At 53.0% G+C, this 18,075-nt stretch carries 26 protein-coding genes and 2 pseudogenes; 10 read left to right on the plus strand and 18 right to left on the minus strand.

The window, feature by feature from the left end; all coding sequences use genetic code 11:
• Positions 1-112 precede the first annotated feature (112 nt).
• Both K3169_RS14415 and K3169_RS14420 read left to right on the plus strand, forming a co-directional pair.
• Positions 113-427 carry a hypothetical protein gene (locus K3169_RS14415; RefSeq protein WP_141562250.1) on the plus strand — a complete coding sequence of 105 codons (315 nt, stop codon included), beginning with the start codon at positions 113-115 and terminating at the stop codon, positions 425-427.
• Between the two features lie 364 nt (positions 428-791).
• Positions 792-1,505 (plus strand): hypothetical protein, encoded by a 714-nt coding sequence (locus K3169_RS14420; RefSeq protein ID WP_411567048.1) that lies wholly within the window; start codon positions 792-794, stop codon positions 1,503-1,505.
• Positions 1,506-1,536: 31 nt separating this feature from the next.
• On the opposite strand, the gene K3169_RS14425 is transcribed toward K3169_RS14420, so the two are convergent.
• The gene (locus tag K3169_RS14425; protein ID WP_122808776.1) at positions 1,537-1,971 is read right to left on the minus strand and encodes an Sbal_3080 family lipoprotein; all 435 of its coding nucleotides are present in this window, start codon (positions 1,969-1,971) and stop codon (positions 1,537-1,539) included.
• Positions 1,972-2,190: 219 nt separating this feature from the next.
• Between K3169_RS14425 and K3169_RS14430 the strand changes: the two genes are divergently transcribed.
• On the plus strand, positions 2,191-2,823 hold the full coding sequence (locus K3169_RS14430; protein ID WP_263272096.1) for a LysE family translocator: 633 nt from the start codon (positions 2,191-2,193) through the stop codon (positions 2,821-2,823).
• 49 nt (positions 2,824-2,872) lie between these two features.
• Here the strand turns inward: K3169_RS14430 and K3169_RS14435 are convergent, their stop codons facing one another.
• Positions 2,873-3,772 (minus strand): SDR family oxidoreductase, encoded by a 900-nt coding sequence (locus K3169_RS14435; RefSeq protein WP_263272098.1) that lies wholly within the window; start codon positions 3,770-3,772, stop codon positions 2,873-2,875.
• 97 nt (positions 3,773-3,869) lie between these two features.
• Here K3169_RS14435 and K3169_RS14440 point away from each other — a divergent pair, with 97 nt between their 5' ends.
• Entirely contained in the window at positions 3,870-4,703 is an 834-nt protein-coding gene (locus K3169_RS14440) for a helix-turn-helix transcriptional regulator (RefSeq protein ID WP_263272100.1), read from the plus strand.
• Positions 4,704-4,813: 110 nt separating this feature from the next.
• Here K3169_RS14440 and K3169_RS14445 read toward each other — a convergent pair whose 3' ends face one another.
• From K3169_RS14445 to K3169_RS14470, 6 genes are all read right to left on the minus strand, one after another.
• Positions 4,814-5,287, minus strand: a complete 474-nt coding sequence (locus tag K3169_RS14445) for a hypothetical protein (protein WP_263272101.1) — start codon at positions 5,285-5,287, stop codon at positions 4,814-4,816.
• A 106-nt stretch (positions 5,288-5,393) separates the two neighbouring features.
• Complete coding sequence (locus K3169_RS14450) at positions 5,394-5,861, minus strand: hypothetical protein (RefSeq protein ID WP_263272102.1); 468 nt, start codon at positions 5,859-5,861, stop codon at positions 5,394-5,396.
• 426 nt (positions 5,862-6,287) lie between these two features.
• Positions 6,288-6,530 carry a hypothetical protein gene (locus K3169_RS14455; RefSeq protein ID WP_231677620.1) on the minus strand — a complete coding sequence of 81 codons (243 nt, stop codon included), beginning with the start codon at positions 6,528-6,530 and terminating at the stop codon, positions 6,288-6,290.
• 351 nt (positions 6,531-6,881) lie between these two features.
• The gene (locus K3169_RS14460; protein WP_099271264.1) at positions 6,882-7,145 is read right to left on the minus strand and encodes a hypothetical protein; all 264 of its coding nucleotides are present in this window, start codon (positions 7,143-7,145) and stop codon (positions 6,882-6,884) included.
• Between the two features lie 164 nt (positions 7,146-7,309).
• Positions 7,310-8,224, minus strand: a complete 915-nt coding sequence (locus K3169_RS14465; protein WP_231677976.1) for an IS3 family transposase — start codon at positions 8,222-8,224, stop codon at positions 7,310-7,312.
• Entirely contained in the window at positions 8,140-8,436 is a 297-nt protein-coding gene (locus tag K3169_RS14470) for a transposase (protein WP_095096866.1), read from the minus strand. The genes K3169_RS14465 and K3169_RS14470 overlap by 85 nt, the downstream gene beginning before the upstream one ends.
• Before the next feature lie 289 nt (positions 8,437-8,725).
• Here K3169_RS14470 and K3169_RS14475 point away from each other — a divergent pair, with 289 nt between their 5' ends.
• On the plus strand, positions 8,726-8,908 hold the full coding sequence (locus tag K3169_RS14475; RefSeq protein ID WP_122398337.1) for a hypothetical protein: 183 nt from the start codon (positions 8,726-8,728) through the stop codon (positions 8,906-8,908).
• A gap of 141 nt (positions 8,909-9,049) precedes the next feature.
• On the opposite strand, the gene K3169_RS14480 is transcribed toward K3169_RS14475, so the two are convergent.
• The gene (locus tag K3169_RS14480) at positions 9,050-9,319 is read right to left on the minus strand and encodes a superinfection immunity protein (protein ID WP_027898576.1); all 270 of its coding nucleotides are present in this window, start codon (positions 9,317-9,319) and stop codon (positions 9,050-9,052) included.
• Between the two features lie 216 nt (positions 9,320-9,535).
• Here K3169_RS14480 and K3169_RS14485 point away from each other — a divergent pair, with 216 nt between their 5' ends.
• Positions 9,536-9,793, plus strand: coding sequence for a DUF1652 domain-containing protein (locus tag K3169_RS14485; protein ID WP_099271265.1), 258 nt, complete (start codon positions 9,536-9,538; stop codon positions 9,791-9,793).
• A 31-nt stretch (positions 9,794-9,824) separates the two neighbouring features.
• Here the strand turns inward: K3169_RS14485 and K3169_RS14490 are convergent, their stop codons facing one another.
• On the minus strand, positions 9,825-10,121 hold the full coding sequence (locus K3169_RS14490; protein WP_122398336.1) for a DUF2388 domain-containing protein: 297 nt from the start codon (positions 10,119-10,121) through the stop codon (positions 9,825-9,827).
• A gap of 508 nt (positions 10,122-10,629) precedes the next feature.
• On the minus strand, positions 10,630-11,100 hold the full coding sequence (locus tag K3169_RS29765) for a PhzF family phenazine biosynthesis protein (protein WP_411567037.1): 471 nt from the start codon (positions 11,098-11,100) through the stop codon (positions 10,630-10,632).
• A 15-nt stretch (positions 11,101-11,115) separates the two neighbouring features.
• Here K3169_RS29765 and K3169_RS14495 point away from each other — a divergent pair.
• Together K3169_RS14495 and K3169_RS14500 are read left to right on the plus strand one after the other, a co-directional pair.
• Positions 11,116-11,223: pseudogene (locus K3169_RS14495) on the plus strand (site-specific integrase); the annotation flags it as partial.
• A gap of 260 nt (positions 11,224-11,483) precedes the next feature.
• Positions 11,484-11,954 (plus strand): hypothetical protein, encoded by a 471-nt coding sequence (locus tag K3169_RS14500; RefSeq protein WP_263272103.1) that lies wholly within the window; start codon positions 11,484-11,486, stop codon positions 11,952-11,954.
• A 241-nt stretch (positions 11,955-12,195) separates the two neighbouring features.
• Here K3169_RS14500 and K3169_RS14505 read toward each other — a convergent pair whose 3' ends face one another.
• Positions 12,196-12,456 carry a hypothetical protein gene (locus tag K3169_RS14505; protein WP_263272105.1) on the minus strand — a complete coding sequence of 87 codons (261 nt, stop codon included), beginning with the start codon at positions 12,454-12,456 and terminating at the stop codon, positions 12,196-12,198.
• A gap of 38 nt (positions 12,457-12,494) precedes the next feature.
• Positions 12,495-12,842 (minus strand): hypothetical protein, encoded by a 348-nt coding sequence (locus tag K3169_RS14510; protein WP_263272107.1) that lies wholly within the window; start codon positions 12,840-12,842, stop codon positions 12,495-12,497.
• Positions 12,843-13,021: 179 nt separating this feature from the next.
• Here K3169_RS14510 and K3169_RS14515 point away from each other — a divergent pair, with 179 nt between their 5' ends.
• The gene (locus tag K3169_RS14515; protein WP_263272109.1) at positions 13,022-13,723 is read left to right on the plus strand and encodes a hypothetical protein; all 702 of its coding nucleotides are present in this window, start codon (positions 13,022-13,024) and stop codon (positions 13,721-13,723) included.
• Positions 13,724-14,071: 348 nt separating this feature from the next.
• On the opposite strand, the gene K3169_RS14520 is transcribed toward K3169_RS14515, so the two are convergent.
• From K3169_RS14520 to K3169_RS14545, 5 genes are all read right to left on the minus strand, one after another.
• Positions 14,072-14,533 (minus strand): hypothetical protein, encoded by a 462-nt coding sequence (locus tag K3169_RS14520; protein WP_263272111.1) that lies wholly within the window; start codon positions 14,531-14,533, stop codon positions 14,072-14,074.
• On the minus strand, positions 14,530-14,763 hold the full coding sequence (locus K3169_RS14525) for a hypothetical protein (RefSeq protein ID WP_099268863.1): 234 nt from the start codon (positions 14,761-14,763) through the stop codon (positions 14,530-14,532). Before K3169_RS14525 ends, K3169_RS14520 begins: the two co-directional genes overlap by 4 nt.
• Positions 14,764-14,765: 2 nt before the next feature.
• Positions 14,766-15,212 (minus strand): lambda exonuclease family protein, encoded by a 447-nt coding sequence (locus tag K3169_RS14530; RefSeq protein WP_263272112.1) that lies wholly within the window; start codon positions 15,210-15,212, stop codon positions 14,766-14,768.
• Between the two features lie 1,110 nt (positions 15,213-16,322).
• Entirely contained in the window at positions 16,323-16,670 is a 348-nt protein-coding gene (locus tag K3169_RS14540) for a hypothetical protein (RefSeq protein ID WP_263272114.1), read from the minus strand.
• 61 nt (positions 16,671-16,731) lie between these two features.
• A complete protein-coding gene (locus K3169_RS14545; RefSeq protein ID WP_231667474.1) occupies positions 16,732-17,178 on the minus strand; it encodes a hypothetical protein in 447 nt (148 codons plus the stop codon).
• A gap of 77 nt (positions 17,179-17,255) precedes the next feature.
• Between K3169_RS14545 and K3169_RS14550 the strand changes: the two are divergent.
• Positions 17,256-17,796: pseudogene (locus K3169_RS14550) on the plus strand (putative metallopeptidase).
• Positions 17,797-18,075 lie beyond the last annotated feature (279 nt).

Below are 18,075 nucleotides of genomic sequence, written 5' to 3' on the forward strand. Positions count from 1 at the left end.
CCTTGTAGCGACTCACCATAACATGGCTGCGAGCCACGATCCTGTAGTGTCCGCTCCTGGCCCGAAGGTGGACGTTTTTTAACCTGTTCATCGCTCGAAATGTCCTCGCGCCATGACCAGTCGTCTGAATCTAAGAAATTCGAGTGCAGAGTCCGTTTTTTGTGGTCTCAGTTGTTTCATTTTTAAGAAAAAACCAAAAATGGTCCTTAAAAGAAAATTTGCTGAAGACAGCCGGGACCTTTTATCCCAGCTCAACCTTGCCACGGCGGAAATGATGTCATTGCCGATCAGTAGCATTGGCAGCTGCGAGTGGCGGATTGCTCAATCACGCCAGGAGCAGGCGTTTTTGAGGTGGCACTGCTACATAAGCAATGAAAATGTAGTGAGGCTCAAAGAGCCTCGCTTAGCCACTGCGTGCGTGGCCTGATTTTAAAAACGGCTCTGATGCGCACAAGCATTTCTGCATCTGATACGCGCTGATGGCGTGCGCCGGACTAGCGCGAATGCTGAGGCGGTCCGAGAGGTATAACTCCACCGTAGCGGCCTTTGGATTGGTTACCGCTGGGTAGGGTGGTCACGTCTCTCAGATGCATTTTTTGCAGAAAGTGCATTTCAATGGTTTCAGGCGCACGCCTGATTCGCGGGGTTGTTCCAACAATCTGGCCCTCATATCGCACTTTTCTTGATTTTCCCGATCTATGTCTGTCCCGACCGCGCTGATTTCCCGCGCGGACAGCGAATCAGACCTGGTGCCGATGGATCGCACATTACCCGCATGTTTCACTCAATGGATGCGCCAGCCGCTCGTGCTGGCGGTGGTTTTTCTGCTGGGTGTCTGCGGTTGTAGCCAGCAGCAGGGCCGCGATATCGCAAATCAATTCAGCAAAGGCAAACCTGACGAGATCTTCCAGACCAGCGTTGACCGAATGGCTACGTTAGGCATGCACGATAATCTGCAAAGTCTGTATTTGCTGATGAACAAGCTTTACATGCGCAATCCTGACCAGTGGCGTCAATCGGGCTACACCGATGAGGTCAGTGCTGCGCGGGCGATTCGTCAGGCCATCGAACAGCGTCAGCCGTTGCCGGCTCTTGGGGATCGCCGTGACTTGGCGGCGCTGAGCTATTCCTTGAGTCCGGAGTTTCGCGGCGACCGTGTGGGCGCATTCATCTACGCCATTGGCAGCATGCTGATCACCGCGCACGGTGGTCGCACCGAGTTTTATGTGACGGACTCCATCAATCCGCAGTTTGTCAGCAATGCCGCGCGCAATATCGAAAAAGCCACCTGGCTGCTCAGCCAGCGTCAGGATGCCAATGGCGTCCTGTTGCTGTTTTCCAACGAGATATCCGACCAGACCAGTAACCTGAGTTTCGCCGTGGAGTTTGGCAAGATAGTCGCCCGGCTGGATTTGCTGGCGCAGATTCTGGATGAGCGTTACCGGCGTATCGGTCTTAATTACGCGCAAAGTTTATTGCTGATGAATTTTCTGCCGGTGCAGTAGTGATCCGGGTTGTCATCCAGCCCGGCAATACTTACTTGGCAGGCATATTCTTCAATAGCTCATCAAGCACGGGCGCCATCTTGGTTTCCGTCCCTTGCCACTTCATCATTGATAATCCGCCTTTGCCCCGCAGGTAGTAATGTGCGGCACCCAATCGACGTTTTTCGCTGTCCCATATCTCCAGATCTGCGCTGGACAGATACGGCACGATATCCCAGGTGCGATACGCAACATACGTAAGCCGGTAGGCGCAGCTGGCTGGCACCTGGGTATAGACTTCGGAGTTGATACCGCGGTCCGAGAGCCCACGTTGCACCACTGGGACAAAATCCGTAACCAGCACTTTGGGATTCTGCTCAATGCAGATATTCGTCGGACGCACCGTAAGCGGCTCGACTTCAATCGACGTGCAGCCACTCAATACGCCCAGTCCTGCGAGTACCAAACCACTTGCCAATGCCTTCATCAAAACCGGTTCCTTCCTGGAGTGCAGACCCCTATTGATGGGGTGCTTCAAAGTAATACGCCGCATGAGTTCGCGGCGGGGCGGCATAGTGCCATGTCTGCTCTGGGTAGAATAGGGCGGCGAGGTTAAATAGACATTTCGTGTAAACGTGAGCCTGACAATCCAGTAATATGCGCACTGCTTGTAGGCCGCCAACCTTGCCCCATGGAATGGAACCTGATGATCGACTTTTCGGTAGCGTTACTTTTTGCAGGCGCTTGCCTTGCGCTCACCCTGACACCCGGCCCGGACATGTTGTTGATCGCATCCCGGAGCATGAGTCAGGGCAGGGCATCGGGATTTGTTTCGCTGGCGGGCATTCAGGCAGGGACTTACTGTCATGCGCTGGCGGCGGCCTTGGGTCTGTCACAGTTACTGATTGCTGTGCCCACTGCCTACGATGTTGTCCGATTCGCAGGTGCCGCCTATCTGGCATTTCTCGCATGGAAGGCTTTCACCAGTACCGCCTCGCCGCTTGTGGCCAGCGGAAGCCTCGCGTCGACGCCGCTTGCCCGCATCTTTCGTCAAGGATTATTCACCAATCTGCTTAATCCGAAAATGGCACTGTTCGTTCTGGCTCTGTTTCCACAATTCGTCGATCTAACTAAAGGATCGGTGATTGCCCAGATGCTGATATTCGCGACCATCCTGAACGTCATTGGTTTGTTCGTGAACGGTTCCGTGATCGTCCTGGCGAGTAAGTTAGGGAGCAAACTTTCAGCAAATGCCCGGATTGCGAAGGCGCTTAATCAACTTCTGGGCGCCGTGTTTATCGGCTTGGCTTGTCGATTGGCGCTGGTGTCCGACAAGTAAGCGATATGCGCATATACCTATAACCCGGCTAAATCGAGGGGCGACAGCGCTAGTTTTCCAGGCTGTCGTCCCGCATATTCTCCACGTCAGTCAGAAGCGTTGGCCCTTGTGGATTCCATTGCAAGACCTCTCTGGTCCGGGTGCTGGAAGCGGACATTTCTTTACTGACGAAAGGGTTTAGCCAGCCAAAATGAGCGGCTGCGTTTTCGGCTTGCACAGCAACTAACGGCAGCCGCCACTTATGGGCGATCATCTCCGCGATACTTCTGAACGAAACAGACTCTTCAGCGGTGGCGTGATAGCGCGAACCTGATTCCTGCCTTTCCAGGGCAAGCCGATATAGCTGCGCCGTGTCGTCGATATGCGTTGCGGACCAGCTATTGAGTGCGCCTTCGATATAGGCAGATATTCCAGTCTTGCGGGCTAACTCAATGACTTCCGTTACCAGGCCCTGCTTTCTGGTGTCGTGAATCTGGGAAAGGCGCATGACTGAGACGTTAACCCCGCGCTGATACAGTTCAAGCCCCGCCAGTTCCGAGGCCACCCTTGGGTTGGGATGGTCAGGATTAAAACAGTGCTCGAGCGCTTTTTGCCCGGGGACTGTCGAGCCCATTGCCGTGCTTGATGTAATGATCAGCGGGCGGTGGCTGCCTTCGAGCGCTGCACCGAGAGCAAGGATTGCACGTCGATCTTTCTGGCAGTTTTCCACGAAGTTCGCAAAGTTGTGATCGAAGGCGGTATGGATTACGCCATCGCATTCACCAGTGGCACGTTGCAAACTGTGCAGGTCTTCGATATCTCCCCTGTAAGCCTGCGCACCTATTGCTGTCAGCGCTTGCCTGCCTGACTCGGAACGCGTCAGCCCTATTACCTGATGCCCTGATGCAATGAGATCCGCCGCGACATGGGAGCCAATAAACCCTGTTGAACCGGTTAAAAAAATACGCATGATCGAATTCTCTATGTGCTGATTCGATACAGTGCGCTTAAGCTGCATCCTGTAAAAGCAGGGACATTATCAGGGTATAAATACTACTGGGATAAATATGCCGGACCCGTCGAATAACGCGCTTGGACTTTACTTGAAAGATTGCCGGGGTCGTATTGATCCCTCAGCTCTTGGATTACCGACAGGCCGACGTCGCACGCCCGGTCTACGTCGTGAGGAGGTCGCGGCCCGGGCAAACATCAGCCCAACCTGGTATACGTGGCTTGAGCAAGGGCGGGGCGGTAGCCCGTCTGCCCAAGTGTTGAACCGGATTGTCGAAAGTCTTTTGTTAACCGACTCCGAGCGAGAGCACGTTTTCCTGCTCGCTTTCGGACACCCGCCAGAAGTGGTTTACAAACCATCTGAGGGTGTTACACCCCGGCTGCAACGTCTGTTGGATAGTTTCGAGACCAGCCCGGCCATTATCAAAAGCGCGACATGGGATGTGCTTGCCTGGAACCGTGCCGCAGCGACAGTACTCACCGACTACGGGACATTGCCGGTTGAACAGCGCAATATCCTGCGGCTGATTTTCTGCAGCCCGAAGATCCGCGCGGGTCAACTTGACTGGGAAGCAACGGCCAGGTTTGTGGTCGGTGCATTCAGGGCAGATGCGATTCGTGCCGGTGCCCATTCCGAAGTCATCAGGCTTGTAGAGGAGCTCTGTGCACTAAGCCCTGAGTTTGCTTCGTTCTGGCGTGACAATGATGTGCGTGTCCATGGCGACGGAATCAAACGCCTGCGCCACGAAACCCTCGGATTGATCGAGCTCGAATATTCCGGCTTTGCTGTAGAAGGGCGCCCAGACCTGGGCATGATTGTTTACAGCCCTATGACGACGGCGGATGCCGACCGGATCCGTGCACTTATTCAAGCTTCGGGAGCCAACTGACATGAGATCAATTTCCCGGATCATCGCCGGTTGACCGGCGCCAGCCTGGTATAAGAAGTGCTCGGCATTGCCCTGACTGTCTGCGCATTGGTTGCCTGGCTGAAACAAGCTCACCGACCGCTCGGCAAGGGTGGCCGCGTTTCGACCTGTTCAAGGCTCACGCGGTAGGTGGTGTAGGTGTCGCCGTCCTCCAGGTAAAGGTTGCTCCGATAAACCGAGACAGCGCCTTTGAGTTTGATGTGCAGGCCGTTGGAGACACACTGGATGACCACGTCTTTCAAGTCAGTGTCCGAGACCAGGAAGGGCGGGGTTTTGCCGAGGCGCACCTTCATTGTCTCTTCACTCCTTCCGCGGCCGTCTTTGACGTAGAAACTCAGGTTTTTGGGCTCATCAGGATCTCTGGCATCCTGAACGACGTAGATCGACTGCCCCGAAATGAAGTCTTGCGTGAGGACTATCTCAGAAGGAAATTCCGGTTTGTGCAGGTATGCATAGATGAAAAAGCCTACGAGAAAGAGCGAAAAGATAATCGCGAGAAACTTTTTAACTCTGACTACAAGGGTTTGCCATTCGGTCTTGTTCATGGGGTTCAGCTGTAATTGAAGGAGAATAGCCACAAGCATCGAATCGGCTTGCAGTGCATCGGACTGTAAAGAAACCACTCATCGATCTCAGCGTTGCATAACGGCATCAATTTGGGCAGTTCAACTGTTCAGCGCGAAGATCAATGGTGAAGAGTTTGCTGTTTCTCGCGAGGTAGTAATGCTCCTGATGAATCTTGAACCTTCGCATCATCGCCAACAACTGCGGTTCCTTGCAGGCCAATTGCTCTAGACCAAGGCGTATTTTCGCCTCCATGCTGACCTTGCGTTCCTCCGAGAGGCTGCTTGCTTCAAGGTCGATCCTGTAGCGGTAAATGATAGTGTCGCTGTACATCAAGCCGACGTACTCAAGGGTGGTTATTGCATCCAGCTGTTTTGGCAGGGTCGCGTCCAGCCGGGCCAGCCGCTCGACCAGCAGCGCCTGTTGGGCCTCGTTCTCCTGCTCGGCCTTGAACGCGAAATAGCGTCCAAACCCGGCAATCAGTACCACCGCAGCGATACCCAGATACAAGTTACGTGGGTTGCGCCGTTTCTTGGGCGCCAGCTTCATCAACATATTGAATCACTCGTCCTGAGCATGAAAAATCCCCTGGCGAAACCAGAAGCCAAGGATAAAAACGACATAGCCTGACACAACAGAGAGGCACTCTGCCAATCCAGGGGGGGGCACTGGCCCACAATCGCTCTTGAGGCTGGAGTTCCAAACGTGAATCGGCCGGACGCTTATCGACAGTTTGAACTGCCGCGCCCTCAAGCTGCCAAAACAGCACCACCATGAGGACAGTGAAATGACTGACGAAAAGAAAGAACCGCCAAAGGATGACACACCCGCGCATTCCACCAAGGAAGAGCGTGAGCGTCTGGAGGATTTCAATAAGGGTGGTATTCCGCCAGGCGCTTGTTGAGAGACCAGCGCTTGATCGCTATTCGCGACTGGCTTCGGGCGCGCGAATAGCGATGGTCTGATGATCTTCGTGTGGGACTAACGAGGCTCTTCGGCTGGTTCCCGAGTAATTCGGCCGGCTTTTACCTCATCTGCAAAGCTGAGAAGGCTCGCTTCGGAAGCTTCATAGTTATTGACGATTTCCCTTATGGCATCAGCTTCCGTCTGATTGCCGGTAGCCTCTAAATCCCGAGCTTTCTTGTGCAGGTCCGCGGAAGACCACTTGAGCAGAAACGCTGCCGATATAAGTGCATCCCGAAGTTCCTGATTATCCCTGGTCATGCCTGTCTGGTCCTTTCAAAGTCGACCTCTATAGTTCAGAGGGCGGAGACGCGCCAAATTGTATTTTGAATAGGCGCTCGATATTTAGCGAGAAAAGGGCTGAGTCGCGGCTGAGGTTGAATCGGTGCAGTTCAGCCTGGACATCTTATTGGATCAGCAAGGTTGTCGAGGCCCGGAAACAATAAGAGCTTACGCCAGAAACCTGTGTAAGCCCTTGATTTAAAATGCTGCCCTGAGCCAGTATCGCATCGGCAGTCCAGGGCGACGCATTCTAAGTCCCGGTCTAATCGTTTGACAATCATAATGAAAAATATAAACAAGCCCGCATGATGGCGGGCTTACGCCTCTGGTTCAGAGGTCCTTTTTGATCTCTTTGTCGATATGCTTGTCGGCCTTGTGCCGCTCTTTGTCATCATGTTTGGCGCCTTTATCAACCTCGTCGGCGTCGTGCTTCACACCTTTATCCAGTTCCTTTCCATCGTGCTCGACGCCCTTGTCCAGTTCACGATTATCATGCCGAATGCCTTTTTCCAGTTCGCTCTCAGCGAAGGCGAGCGGTACTGCCGTGCCCACCAGGAAGACAGCCGTTATTGCCGACAGAATGAATTTGCTCATTATCTTTCCCCTAAGCGTGAAAAACTGATCCCTCATGGATCATCAGTTTCGAGCATAGGCCAGGGATATAGGGCCTTCAAGTTGCTCGCAAAGGTTACCAAACGGTGGACCTGTAGGAGCGCACGTGTAATGGTCCAGTTTTTTTGGACCGTTCCGTAGGAGTGTTAGGCCGCCAGTTTTTCGAAAACAGCTGGCGGCAGGTTATTCGAGGCAGAGTGGCAACGTCGATGGTTGTAGTGAGCAATAAAATCCATCACGTCTCGTTCTGCCTCGAAGTGATTCGAGTAACCGTTCTCAGGTGACCAATCGTGTTTCTGTGATCGGAAGTAGCGTTCCACTACCGCATTGTCCCAACAGTTTCCGCGCCGACTCATGCTCTGCACGATTTGCTTCTCGGCCAGATAGCTAACGAAGCGGTCAGCGGTGTATTGGCATCCCTGATCCGAGTGAAACACCAGCTCGGAAGAAGGTCGGCGCAGCCCCACCGCAAGTCGTAAAGCCTGCAATGAAAGCTCGGTATCGGCCGTCCTTGAAAACGCCCAGCCAACGATCCTGCGCGAGAAAAGATCCATCACAATTGCCAGGTACAGCCAACTACCACCGACACGGATATAGGTAATGTCTCCCGCCCAGAACGTGTTGGGATGTTCAGGGTTAAAGCGTCGTGCCAGCACATTGGGCGCAATGTTGGACGGTTTGGTAGCCCGTCGATAGTGCGCATGCTGTGCCCGACGCCTCACCAAACCCAGACTCTTCATCAAGCTGCGCATACGATGACGCCCCATTTGGACGCCTTGTGCCTTCAGCGCTTTAACAAATCCGCGACTGCCCAGCGCGCCTCGATGTTCTTTGTGCAAAAGCCGGATCTTCTTCTCTAACTGCGGCTCGATACTGCGTTTAGCTCGAGGCCGACGCATGGCGTAATAACTGCTGCGAGGTATGCTCAGTACGCAGCACAAGCGTCGAACCGACAGCTTCTTTGTAGCGCCCTCAATCATTTTCTTCGGCCAAACAGCACCTTTAGATGAGAGGGCAACTGCTTTTTTAAAACATCGTTCTCGGCCTCCAGCAGTGCCAATCTGGCCTGCAGCGAGTCGATGAGATCTTGATCCTGAGGCCGGGTAGTTTGCGCGGCTCCTACCTGCTCCTTGCGCCACCGTGAAACCCAGCGCCGCAACGCGGTAGGCCCTACGCCAGTCTGCTCACACGCTTTAGGCACTGAGTAATTCAACTCAACGACAAGGCGAATAGCCTCGGCTTTTTCTTCGGCTGTAACGACCCGAAATCCCATGATGCTTCCTTAGGTTGATACTCCTACATCATGGTCCATAAATATTGAGCCACAACAACGAGCAACGCGAGGCCGCGATAGCGGTGCATCAGGCTAACCGCCATCGCTGCCTCGCAGTGCTCGTGCGCTCCACAAAGCATTACATTTACATCGCGTTCGACGATCGACCGGTGGCGGCGGTAGAAGAGAGGAGCAGCAGTCCCCGCCACTCTGGCTGTCAGAATCAAGCCAGGCCGGTTGAATTGTCGGCGGCTCTCCCTGTCAGTTTTTCTTTTAGGGAGGAACGCTCATGGCAGTCACACTGAAAATGCTCAAAGGCGAGGAAATCCCAAGCGCGCATCGCCGCCCGGATCTAGAGGCTCTGATCGAAGTGAAAAGTCACGACGGATCGCTTCATTATCTGGAGTCAGAAGAAGAGGCGGCGAATCTGGTTGTGGATTTGCACAAGGAAGATCAAGAGGAGGGCGGCTGACAAAGACGCTAAACGCCAGGCAAAGAAAAGCCCGCGATGGGGGAAAGCGGGCCAAGGCCTGATAGAGCCTGCGATTAGATTACGAGGCTCTATGTGAAAACGTTGTGAAGAATGACTGGTTCAGCGCAAGAATTTGCTGTTTTATCTGCTCTCCATGTTGAAAACTAAAACACGATAATAAGCCGCCAGCCAGCCAATTCCGGTCCATCCCGACAGCAGATTCAGCTTGAAGATTGAATTGCTGATTTCAAGCCTGTGAGAGATGGCGTAGAGGTAAGGGTAGAAATACAGCCCGACAGCGCTGGTGATGAACAAAAGGTTTGCGGTAGTAGCCCCCAGGCCTTCGCCATTTCGACACAAGTAGCTGAGCGTAAGTAGAAGTATCAGCAGGGCCAAGTTGAAGATATGCATCCAAAGCGCCTTATAAAGTGATCGTCGCACAGGTAGAGGCGTTATGACATCACTATGGGCGTGCGGTGCAGATAACCCGGCTCTAAAAGAATCTATCGGGTCGATAGACTGAATGAAAAAGCCCGGTGCTTGGCGGGTCTACCTTGAAGACGGGAAATAAATCGGCGTTGGATTGTCTACTCTTGACCAAACTACTGAGCCAGTGGAGTACGCACGATGTATCTAAAACCAGACATCCAGCGAATTTTTGAAACAGCGTTCTTGCCCTCGAGGTGCGAATGCGTCATCGGTGCAAACGACTGCTTCTCGTTGAAGCTCATCAATCCCCAATCGGGCGATATCGAGTTGTATCTTGCGGCGGTGCCTTTGGCTGAGCTTTCCACCAGCAGATCCATCGCCAGGTTGGTGCTCTCATTGAGAGAGCAAAGAGACCTTATGGGCAAGATGGACCTGTCCATGAAGCGACTGGCGTAGAGCAGGCACGAAAAGCCCGCCGGAGGGCCAATCAGTAGTTTGCAGCAATGGCCTGAGCCAGTTGAAGGTCAGACATCAGAGGCTGGTTGGCAGTCGAGCGGTAGTGCTGAACAGCCTGTTCAAACTGCGCACCACGGATATCGCCATCTGAGCCAATAAAAGCCAGAGCGTCGTCACGGGCAGGCGTGAAAAAATCAGCGATTTTTTCGGATGACATTAAGGTCGCCAAAGACGTCCCGACCGTACTTAGACGGATGTATTCAGCGGCCTCTACCTGAGCGCCGGTCAAGGTTGCCAGAGCTATTACCACAGCCTTCCATGAGTTCATTCTTCAATACGTCCATTGCATTTTTGTGGGGGTGGCAAAATAGCATGAGGTGGTAATCACAAGATACGAAAATTCTGGTGCCTGGCTGAACCCACAGACACACACTTTACAACTCGTATCATTGCGCTGGAGGGACCACCTTGATCATGAAACCGGCGAGAAAGCGCGGTGTAGCACTGGCATGGTGAGTTGTATGATCGTGCAAGCGCATCCTGGCTGACCAGTTTCACTTGCCTGAGCACACGGTTTTCAAAGGTCAGGGCGACTCATTCGGGGAGGGTGCCGGACCATGAGGTGTGTCACCTCGAATTGATCACTGCGTGCTGAGGCTATTTGCAGGTTTGCAGGTCTGCGGAGAGCTTTGAGCTTGGGAGATTAAGGTGCTGCGACCGCTTGGAGATACTCGGCACTATCACCCTGACCTACGCAGCTCACGATTGAGGTTTGAAAGTTTGGCCGTATGTCTGACTGCACAAGACATGTCCGGCGCAAGCTCAGGATCATTTGGCTAGTCATCGCCCTTGAGCGAAAATTTACCTTGCATGATAGTGACGCACTCGCCGGAAATTCTGACCTCTTCCGTACCATCGTCGATGTATCGCACATTGATAACGCTCGGCCGTCCTACACTTACTCCTTGCACTACACGAGCTGTCATTTTCTTCCTGGAGTACAAGCTCGCGAGCAACGCAACGGTTGCAGCCGTTGCGCTACCTGTTCCAGGATCTTCGGTCATACGATTAGTGAAAGTCCGAGCCTCCAGATTGACATCGGCGGTGTCATCCAAGCCTCCCGAGACTTTCGTATACGCGTAAATCGAGGTAGCTCCGCTCACAGGCACTGTAAGCCTGAACTCCGCGAGATTCGGGACGCATTGCCTTAACGCATCCTGGCTCTTTAGCTCGACAATAATGAATGGCAAGCCTACGGATGCAACTTGTGGGACATGAGTGGCGATCTCTATTTGATCAGGACTCAAAGACAGGCACGCTGCGACGAGGTGCGTGGGCAGCTAGAACACGTGCTGGACGCTGCCAAATCCAGAAACCTCCGGACGGGGGAGAACCCAGCTCGATGGCGGGGGTATCTGGAAAACTGCATACTCACGAGCTAACATGGTTCGAATGACAAGAGGGCAAGTTTCTAAAATTAAAGTTGAAGTAGTTAATTGTAAGGCGTTGGAGATATCTGAAAAAAATGTGTCTATGGAGCTCCATCATAATCAGATTCCTCAGCGGAATGGCGGGGTCGGGTACATAATAGATCTAACTTGCTATCACTCATGCCGTGGGAGCATGAAGCAGTCGATCAACTCAGGCGTGTTTGATCAGGTTTAACTAGGATCATTAAAGGAGTAGATACATGGTGAACATCAATTCAAAATCAGTAAAAGATTTGGTTCTTTCATCACCATACAAAAAAATAGTAGACGAGTTAAAAAAAGAGCTCAAGCTGAAGGTGTTAGAAGATTACGAAGATATATTCAATCGCTTGGATACCGACGCTGTCAATAGGTCCGGCTTAGACGTGACATCGCTTGAAAGCCTGTTTTCAGAAAGAGCAGGCGAGCTGAAATCATACTCTATAAATAAGCACAAACTAATGAGCGGAATCCAAGAAGAGCAAGAGTACTCCCGCGGGGAGGAACCGGAAGCAATGGATAGAGACTCTAACATTGTGAGCAAGGGGTATGTCCCGGGGTTTCTGCTTGCTAATGCGATAGAATATTTATTAGATGAAAAAAGTAAAAAGGAACTCGAAGACTACTTAAAAGAGTCACGAATTCCTGGGGCGAAAAGTTATGCTAAACAAGTCGCCACTTTTAAACTATGAGACTATAGTTCGCAGAACATCCAGCTGTCATATCGCCGCTACCGACGCTCTGAACACACCACGCTGGAGCGCAAACCCGATGGCGAAGTAATCATCAGGACGGCACCAGCAAAACCTTTATTTACAACTAACTGGGCCAGATCGTGACGCATACCGATGGAAAGGGCCAGACAACTCAACTGCTGCGCAACGACCGTGATCAGCCCAAATGGTGGAAGGATGCCAAAGGGCAGGCCATCACCTATGAATACGACAAGGCCAGGCGCTGGGAGACGCACAGGTCATCGATCCTCATATTGCGCGCATGCTTCACACAGAGGTACAGGCCCTGAACGTAGCCGTTTGCGCTGTGTGAACACCCAGATACCTTGATGCGTTCAGGCATCTCCAAGGAAACGCTGCGCGCCATGCTTGAGGCGGGCGCGGTGCGCTGGTGAGTCGTCATGACGGCAAGTAGCGCGGTATCGGTGATCAGTTGTACAGCTTCTTTCGTGAGGGACATATTTCAGGTCTCTGTGGGGAAGGGGTTGATGCGGTCGATCAGGTGCGCGGCTTGATTGGCGCTTCGTCGCGGCTGAACAGTTGGTCGTGTTTTTCCTGAAACAACGAGATACGGCCGCCACTACCGACGTGCATCGGCGTGTCGAGGCTCGTGTTCTCGCTACGGGTGCCGCGCTTGGTCGGCACCTTGTAGTCGAGCTTGTGCTTGATCTTCACCTGGTGGGATTCGCCGATCTGGGAGAAGTCCAGGGTGACGACCAGCTTCCCGGCTTTGCCATGGTCAACAACCCCGGCGGCTACTTCGGAAATGGCGTGGCCGATCTGGCTGGCGAAAGCACCGCCGTTCAGCTCTTCGAGAAACTCGGCGGTATCGGTTGCGGTGGACATGGGCATTTCTCCGGAAGGGCCTTTAGCCCGCTTGGTGGGATTGATGATTGAGGGGGCGACGTCGTTGGTAGGCGCGGGATTGCATTCGCCGGCCTCCGTGACCGGATGCGATATAGTGGCTATTTGGTTTGAGTTGGGGTATTACGGGTGACCGGCATGGAGCCGGCTCGAGGGATACTATGAAAAAATATCTGTACGGAAAAGAAAGGTTTCTTAAAGGTTTAATTGAGGGAAAAAAAGGAATCAGGTTGAGCGATATCGCCTACTACTCAATTATGGAAAATGAGAATATGCGTGATGATGAGCTCGCCAAAGAGTTTTATTATGATAAAAACCAAATACAGCTGACTATTGCAGGTAGAACATTAAATCCGCTGGAAATGTCGGCCAATCCGTCATTTGTCGTATCACCATACCGATGCTTTTGTGTTTGCCTGAGTGGCAAAAATAACGATCCTGAGCTGTTTGATAGATTCAAAGCCGACGTTTGTATTGAGATCGATGTGAAAAAGCTAGTGAGTTTTCTTACTGTAGCTGCAAGTAATTTTGAAGGAATGACCGTTGTACATAATCCGGTTGATTATTATCCAGCTATTATGGTCGGCCCTTTGCCTGATTTTAATGCCGCCGTATTTTACAAGCGTGATATCTACAAGGTTGAGGATGAGTATCGAATTGCATTAACTGTCCCAATGCACCGTGAATACTTCAAGTCTCAAGATGGCGAACTTGTAAGGATATTTTCAGATGATTCAGAAGACCTTCGGCACATGTCTGTAGATGGTAACGAGGAGTGGATAAATAGGAGTTATGTCACAGCTGTTACCTATCGAAATCATTCATCAGAATCTGGCTCCGCTAGCCCTGCCTCTTTGAGCTGACGCGCTAGTCTTTGGGTTATCACAAACCCTGACGGTGCTGGTGTTAGGATTCGCTTCGCCTCATCGGCTGGTGCTTCCACTAGGTACAGCACCATTGTCTGATAGAGCTCCCGCCGATTGTCGAAGCTGTGGGCTTTCATCAACTGCGGCAATTTTGTTGATCCCGACCGGAACCTCGACCTTGAAAGTCTCGATTCCCATCTTGTCCTTCTCGGCCTTTTGCCGCGCCCGGTAATCCGCTGAGTGCTTCGCCGCTGCTGTTGGTGTCATTATGAGCTTCGAGTCCGTGTACTGGTATGTACAGCCACTGCTGTCGGCGGCGCTGGGCAACTCGGCATTGCAGGCGTCTCATGCGGAGACCTTCGTCTGATGCCATGCACCGGCCGCGTAAAACAAACTTGCCGCCTGCGCCTCGTGCAATGAAACCTGAGCCGGTATAGCGATCCAGCCCGATGCCACCAGGTGGTTCTGATTGCAGCTACCGCGCAACTCCAGGTAGTAATGCTCGATGGCATCCGTCAGATGCTCGACCTTGTAGATGCCCTCAGGCGATATCTCCACCGACTTGACGTACTCAACGCCGCGCTCGTCCCGACACATCGCGCTGATGAAGATCGTCCAGCGGTAGGAGAAATCGAATAGGGCGTTTGCGATCGCCAAGCTGCGGATCTGCTTGTGGCTCTTCCAATTCACCATGATCTGTAAGCCGCTTGGGTCGATGTTTACGACGGCGACGTGCTTGGTGTTGAGCAGGGCGCGGCAACTGCGCTCGGCGCGTGCAAAGCAGTTATCCGCTTTGCGCCGTTTCATATCGAGGCCGCCATCTTGCGCAGCGTGCCTCGCTCAGTGCGGCTGAGCGCTGGCTTCTTCCGCTTGAGCACCGTCTCAGGATCGATGGTGCTTTTTCGGACTGGGGGCAGTGGATGATCCGGAACGCCCGGCCCGATCTGCATCTGCCCTCCAGATGCAAAGAAGGCAGCTTTCGCCGCCTCGAGTTGAGATTGCCGCTGGTTGGCGGCAAGAATGAAGTTGTCTGTCATGTTCAATCCTCCAGGCGGTGGGCTTGGGCCCGTGCTTTATCCACGACCTCGTCAACCATCCTCCCGAGCTCCAGATTGAACTGGACCAGCTCTTGGTGGAGCATCGCGATGTACTCGTCATCTCGTCTGATGGTCTCGATATAGAGGCGGCAGTCTTCATCCTGGCGCGGATCGAATGACAGGAAATCCCACCATGCCCTGCCCGTAATGAACATGCAGCCCTGAACCTGCGGCTTGTGGTCATCGGGCATTCCTTCAAGCCAGGTGCGGACGTGGACCGCCTCATTGAAAGGGCATTTCGACTCAATACCCCCGTACTCGCCAATCAACCCGTCCGGCGAGCAGTCGTACTTCGGATGAACTAAGAAGCCCGACTTGATGACGGTATTCCCGGTCAGGATTTCGTAAAAGTCGTGACTGGACTGCTCAACCTTAGTGCCCCATGCCAACGATTTGCTGCTGACTGAGTGCTTCGATCGCGTTCAAAAGCCAACTCGCGCATGTAGGTATGCGGGCGGCAAGTGGTTTGCGCTTGCCGTGTTTGTCATGATCGCCCCAAGGCAACGACGCAAAGAGAGGAATCGCGCGCTTGCGAACCAAGTTGGGATGAATCAACTGATGGACAGATGCTCAATGGAATTCGTCGCCCGCCGATGTTGGCGACGTATCGAGACCAGGGTCATAGCAATCCTACTCGCTGCCGGGCCGCTCTCGATGGGTTTTCAGGTTTCTCAATGGCCCCTCGGCGACTGGTTACACCAAACAAGTGGCAGAGGTGCCCAGCGGCTACGACAAGGCAACCACCCAGCGCGACCTACGTCTGGGCACGCTTTCCGATAAGACGACTGAGGCTGCTGGAAAATTTGAGGCGGCTTCTGCCAGTGCGGTCTGGCTGCAGACACCGCGAACCAAGCTGCAAAAAAGGTCAAAAAAGCGGTAGAGCGGGTTAGCCCGTAGCGCGCCACGATTTCAGAAACTGCCATTCGTGGCGCGAGTGATCCCTAGCTCGGCTGTTTGTTATCTCTCCTCCTCCGTGACTCAATAAACGTAGCGACAGCAACAGTAATAGTTCTACTTGCGTATAGGTAAGTGCTCAGCACCGAGACAACCATCGAATAGACGAGCAGTGGCGTAATCGTACTTGGGAGCTTGGTGAGGCTATACACGAAGACGCCGCTTGTCGTTGTGCCCGAGGCTATTAAGGTAAGGTAGAGGGTCGACTTAATAGGCCCAAATCTCACCCCAGGAGCGCGAATCTGATCAAAGGCATTGACGATGATGAAAATGAGTAGGGGTACTGAGGCGATTGCTGCAATTGTTTGAAGCTTCGTGAGGGTTGGCTCCATGCCGATACTCCTTTATCTGATTGATGTGGGCCTGCACTCTTGAGTGCGCCGCATTCTAGATGCTCTAGCTTGCTTTGCTCGACTCATTTCCACAGCCGAGGGGCTCATATGACATTGAGATGGTCAAGAAACGGGATACGTGTACTGGTGGACGGGTTAGGACGCTGGCGGTCCTGCCGGGCGTCTATAGCGGGGCTGCAACGACTATGCGGGCTACGTAATAGTTTTCGATGGGTCAGATATCAGGGGGCAGCTGTAAGCAACCTGGATCGCTTTGCGATACGATTCACTGGGGACATGGATTACTTGATCGCCATCAGCCATTGGGATCCTGTAGACCGGACCGCCCACATTCTCTACTTCCAGACTTTGCGGCGAAAGCCAAGATTCTGCGTTAGGCGCAAAGCCAGCCGAAGACAGCTTGCTGCCGGTATATTCAACAACGATTGAAGCCTTGTCTCTATCTGCTTCGCTGAACTCTGGAGCGGATAGAACGATCTTTGCAGCGACATAGTGGATTGCTCCCACCCAGAGGTGGTGGGGAAGATACTGATCACTCACTTCCGATCTCCAGCCTTTGTTAAGTGGGGTGTGCCGCAGGGTTAGTGCGGCACGCGGAGTATCACTTTCGTTCGAAGATGATTTTGGCGCTAACCAAGTGCTGACCATTTATTGTGAGTGTGCAGAAGCTTTCCGGTAGAGCCTTGGTTGATTCATTTTTCATTGGTTCGCATTTCAATATTCCCTTCTTGTCGTCGAAGGGCAACTCGAAACCGGCCAATGTCTTGCTGAACGGAATTGTGTATTTCTGCGCGTAGCCCATCTGACCGATCACTGTAGGCTCGCCATCACCCATAAATCCGGATGTTGGGGTGGCGCACAAAGTACCAACCTTGCGCTCGCCGTCAATTATGTTGGCATCGCTATAACAGCTCATGTAGCCAATTTGGGCAGCAATTGCACCGGGACCTAAATTGGTCCACGTAGGTTGCGGTCCTACAGCGCATCCGCTGAGCAATGACAAGCCGAGAATGCAAGCAGTCAGCGAGGTGTTTTTTATGAGTGACATAGGATGAGCGTCCTTACTGGTAAAAGCCGACACCAATACCGGCAACCAGCCACTATTTCAAGCTCAAAGGTGTGGCGGTGGACAGACCAATGCCTTCAGCATCATTGCTTGAGCTTTCGGACCTGGCCGATTGCGGTATACGTCTGACGCCAGCGCCCGAATTGTGGGAATGGCTGCAAGCCGAGATACTCGCTGAGTCCGCTAGCATCCATAACGAAAATCACGCCCATCTAATAGACTCTGACATCCAGGTGATGTGGGCGTCTTCCAGTTACGTCAAACAAGGCCGCATTCTCCTCGGGCAAGCTGAGCAGGTCATGTTCCGCGCCGGGGGCTGGCAGAAAGCCCGGATGAAACAACAGGTGAGTGACTGGTTGAGCACGAGCTTTATCACACCGCCCAGGCCATAGATCAGTACGGCGCACCCAAGTTCAAGCAGGACGGTCAGCCCAAGTTTGAGATGCGCGGTCATGGCCTTGAAGAGTTCGTTGGCGTGCTTCGCGCTACATTGCGAGCCCTGACGTTCAGACTCTCGTGGATTCAGCAAACAAGCCTGCTGAGGTGGGTAAATTGAACATATCGAGGGCCTGCGGAACCTGTCTGCTTAGATCGGCCTGATCCTTGACAGGACCTTGACGGAATAGACCCATATAAGGGTGTATGCCAGAAGTAGTATCAGTGCAGTTGCTGGAACAAGAACGCTCCGAACAATCCATATCTCATTGGAGCTAAGAAGATTCCTGTTGGGGGGAATGGCCAAGGCGGTGATGGTGGCCATGGCAGTAATGAATGGCGCTTATCCGGATCCAAGCGGCGGAGCGACTCATTACTACGCGAATACCCTGTCGAGGGCTCCGGTCTGGGCGGCGAAGGCCAAGCTGACGTTGAAGCCTGTAC

The sequence above is a fragment of the Pseudomonas phytophila genome, assembly GCF_025643095.1.
GTDB classification, from domain to species: domain Bacteria; phylum Pseudomonadota; class Gammaproteobacteria; order Pseudomonadales; family Pseudomonadaceae; genus Aquipseudomonas; species Aquipseudomonas quasicaspiana.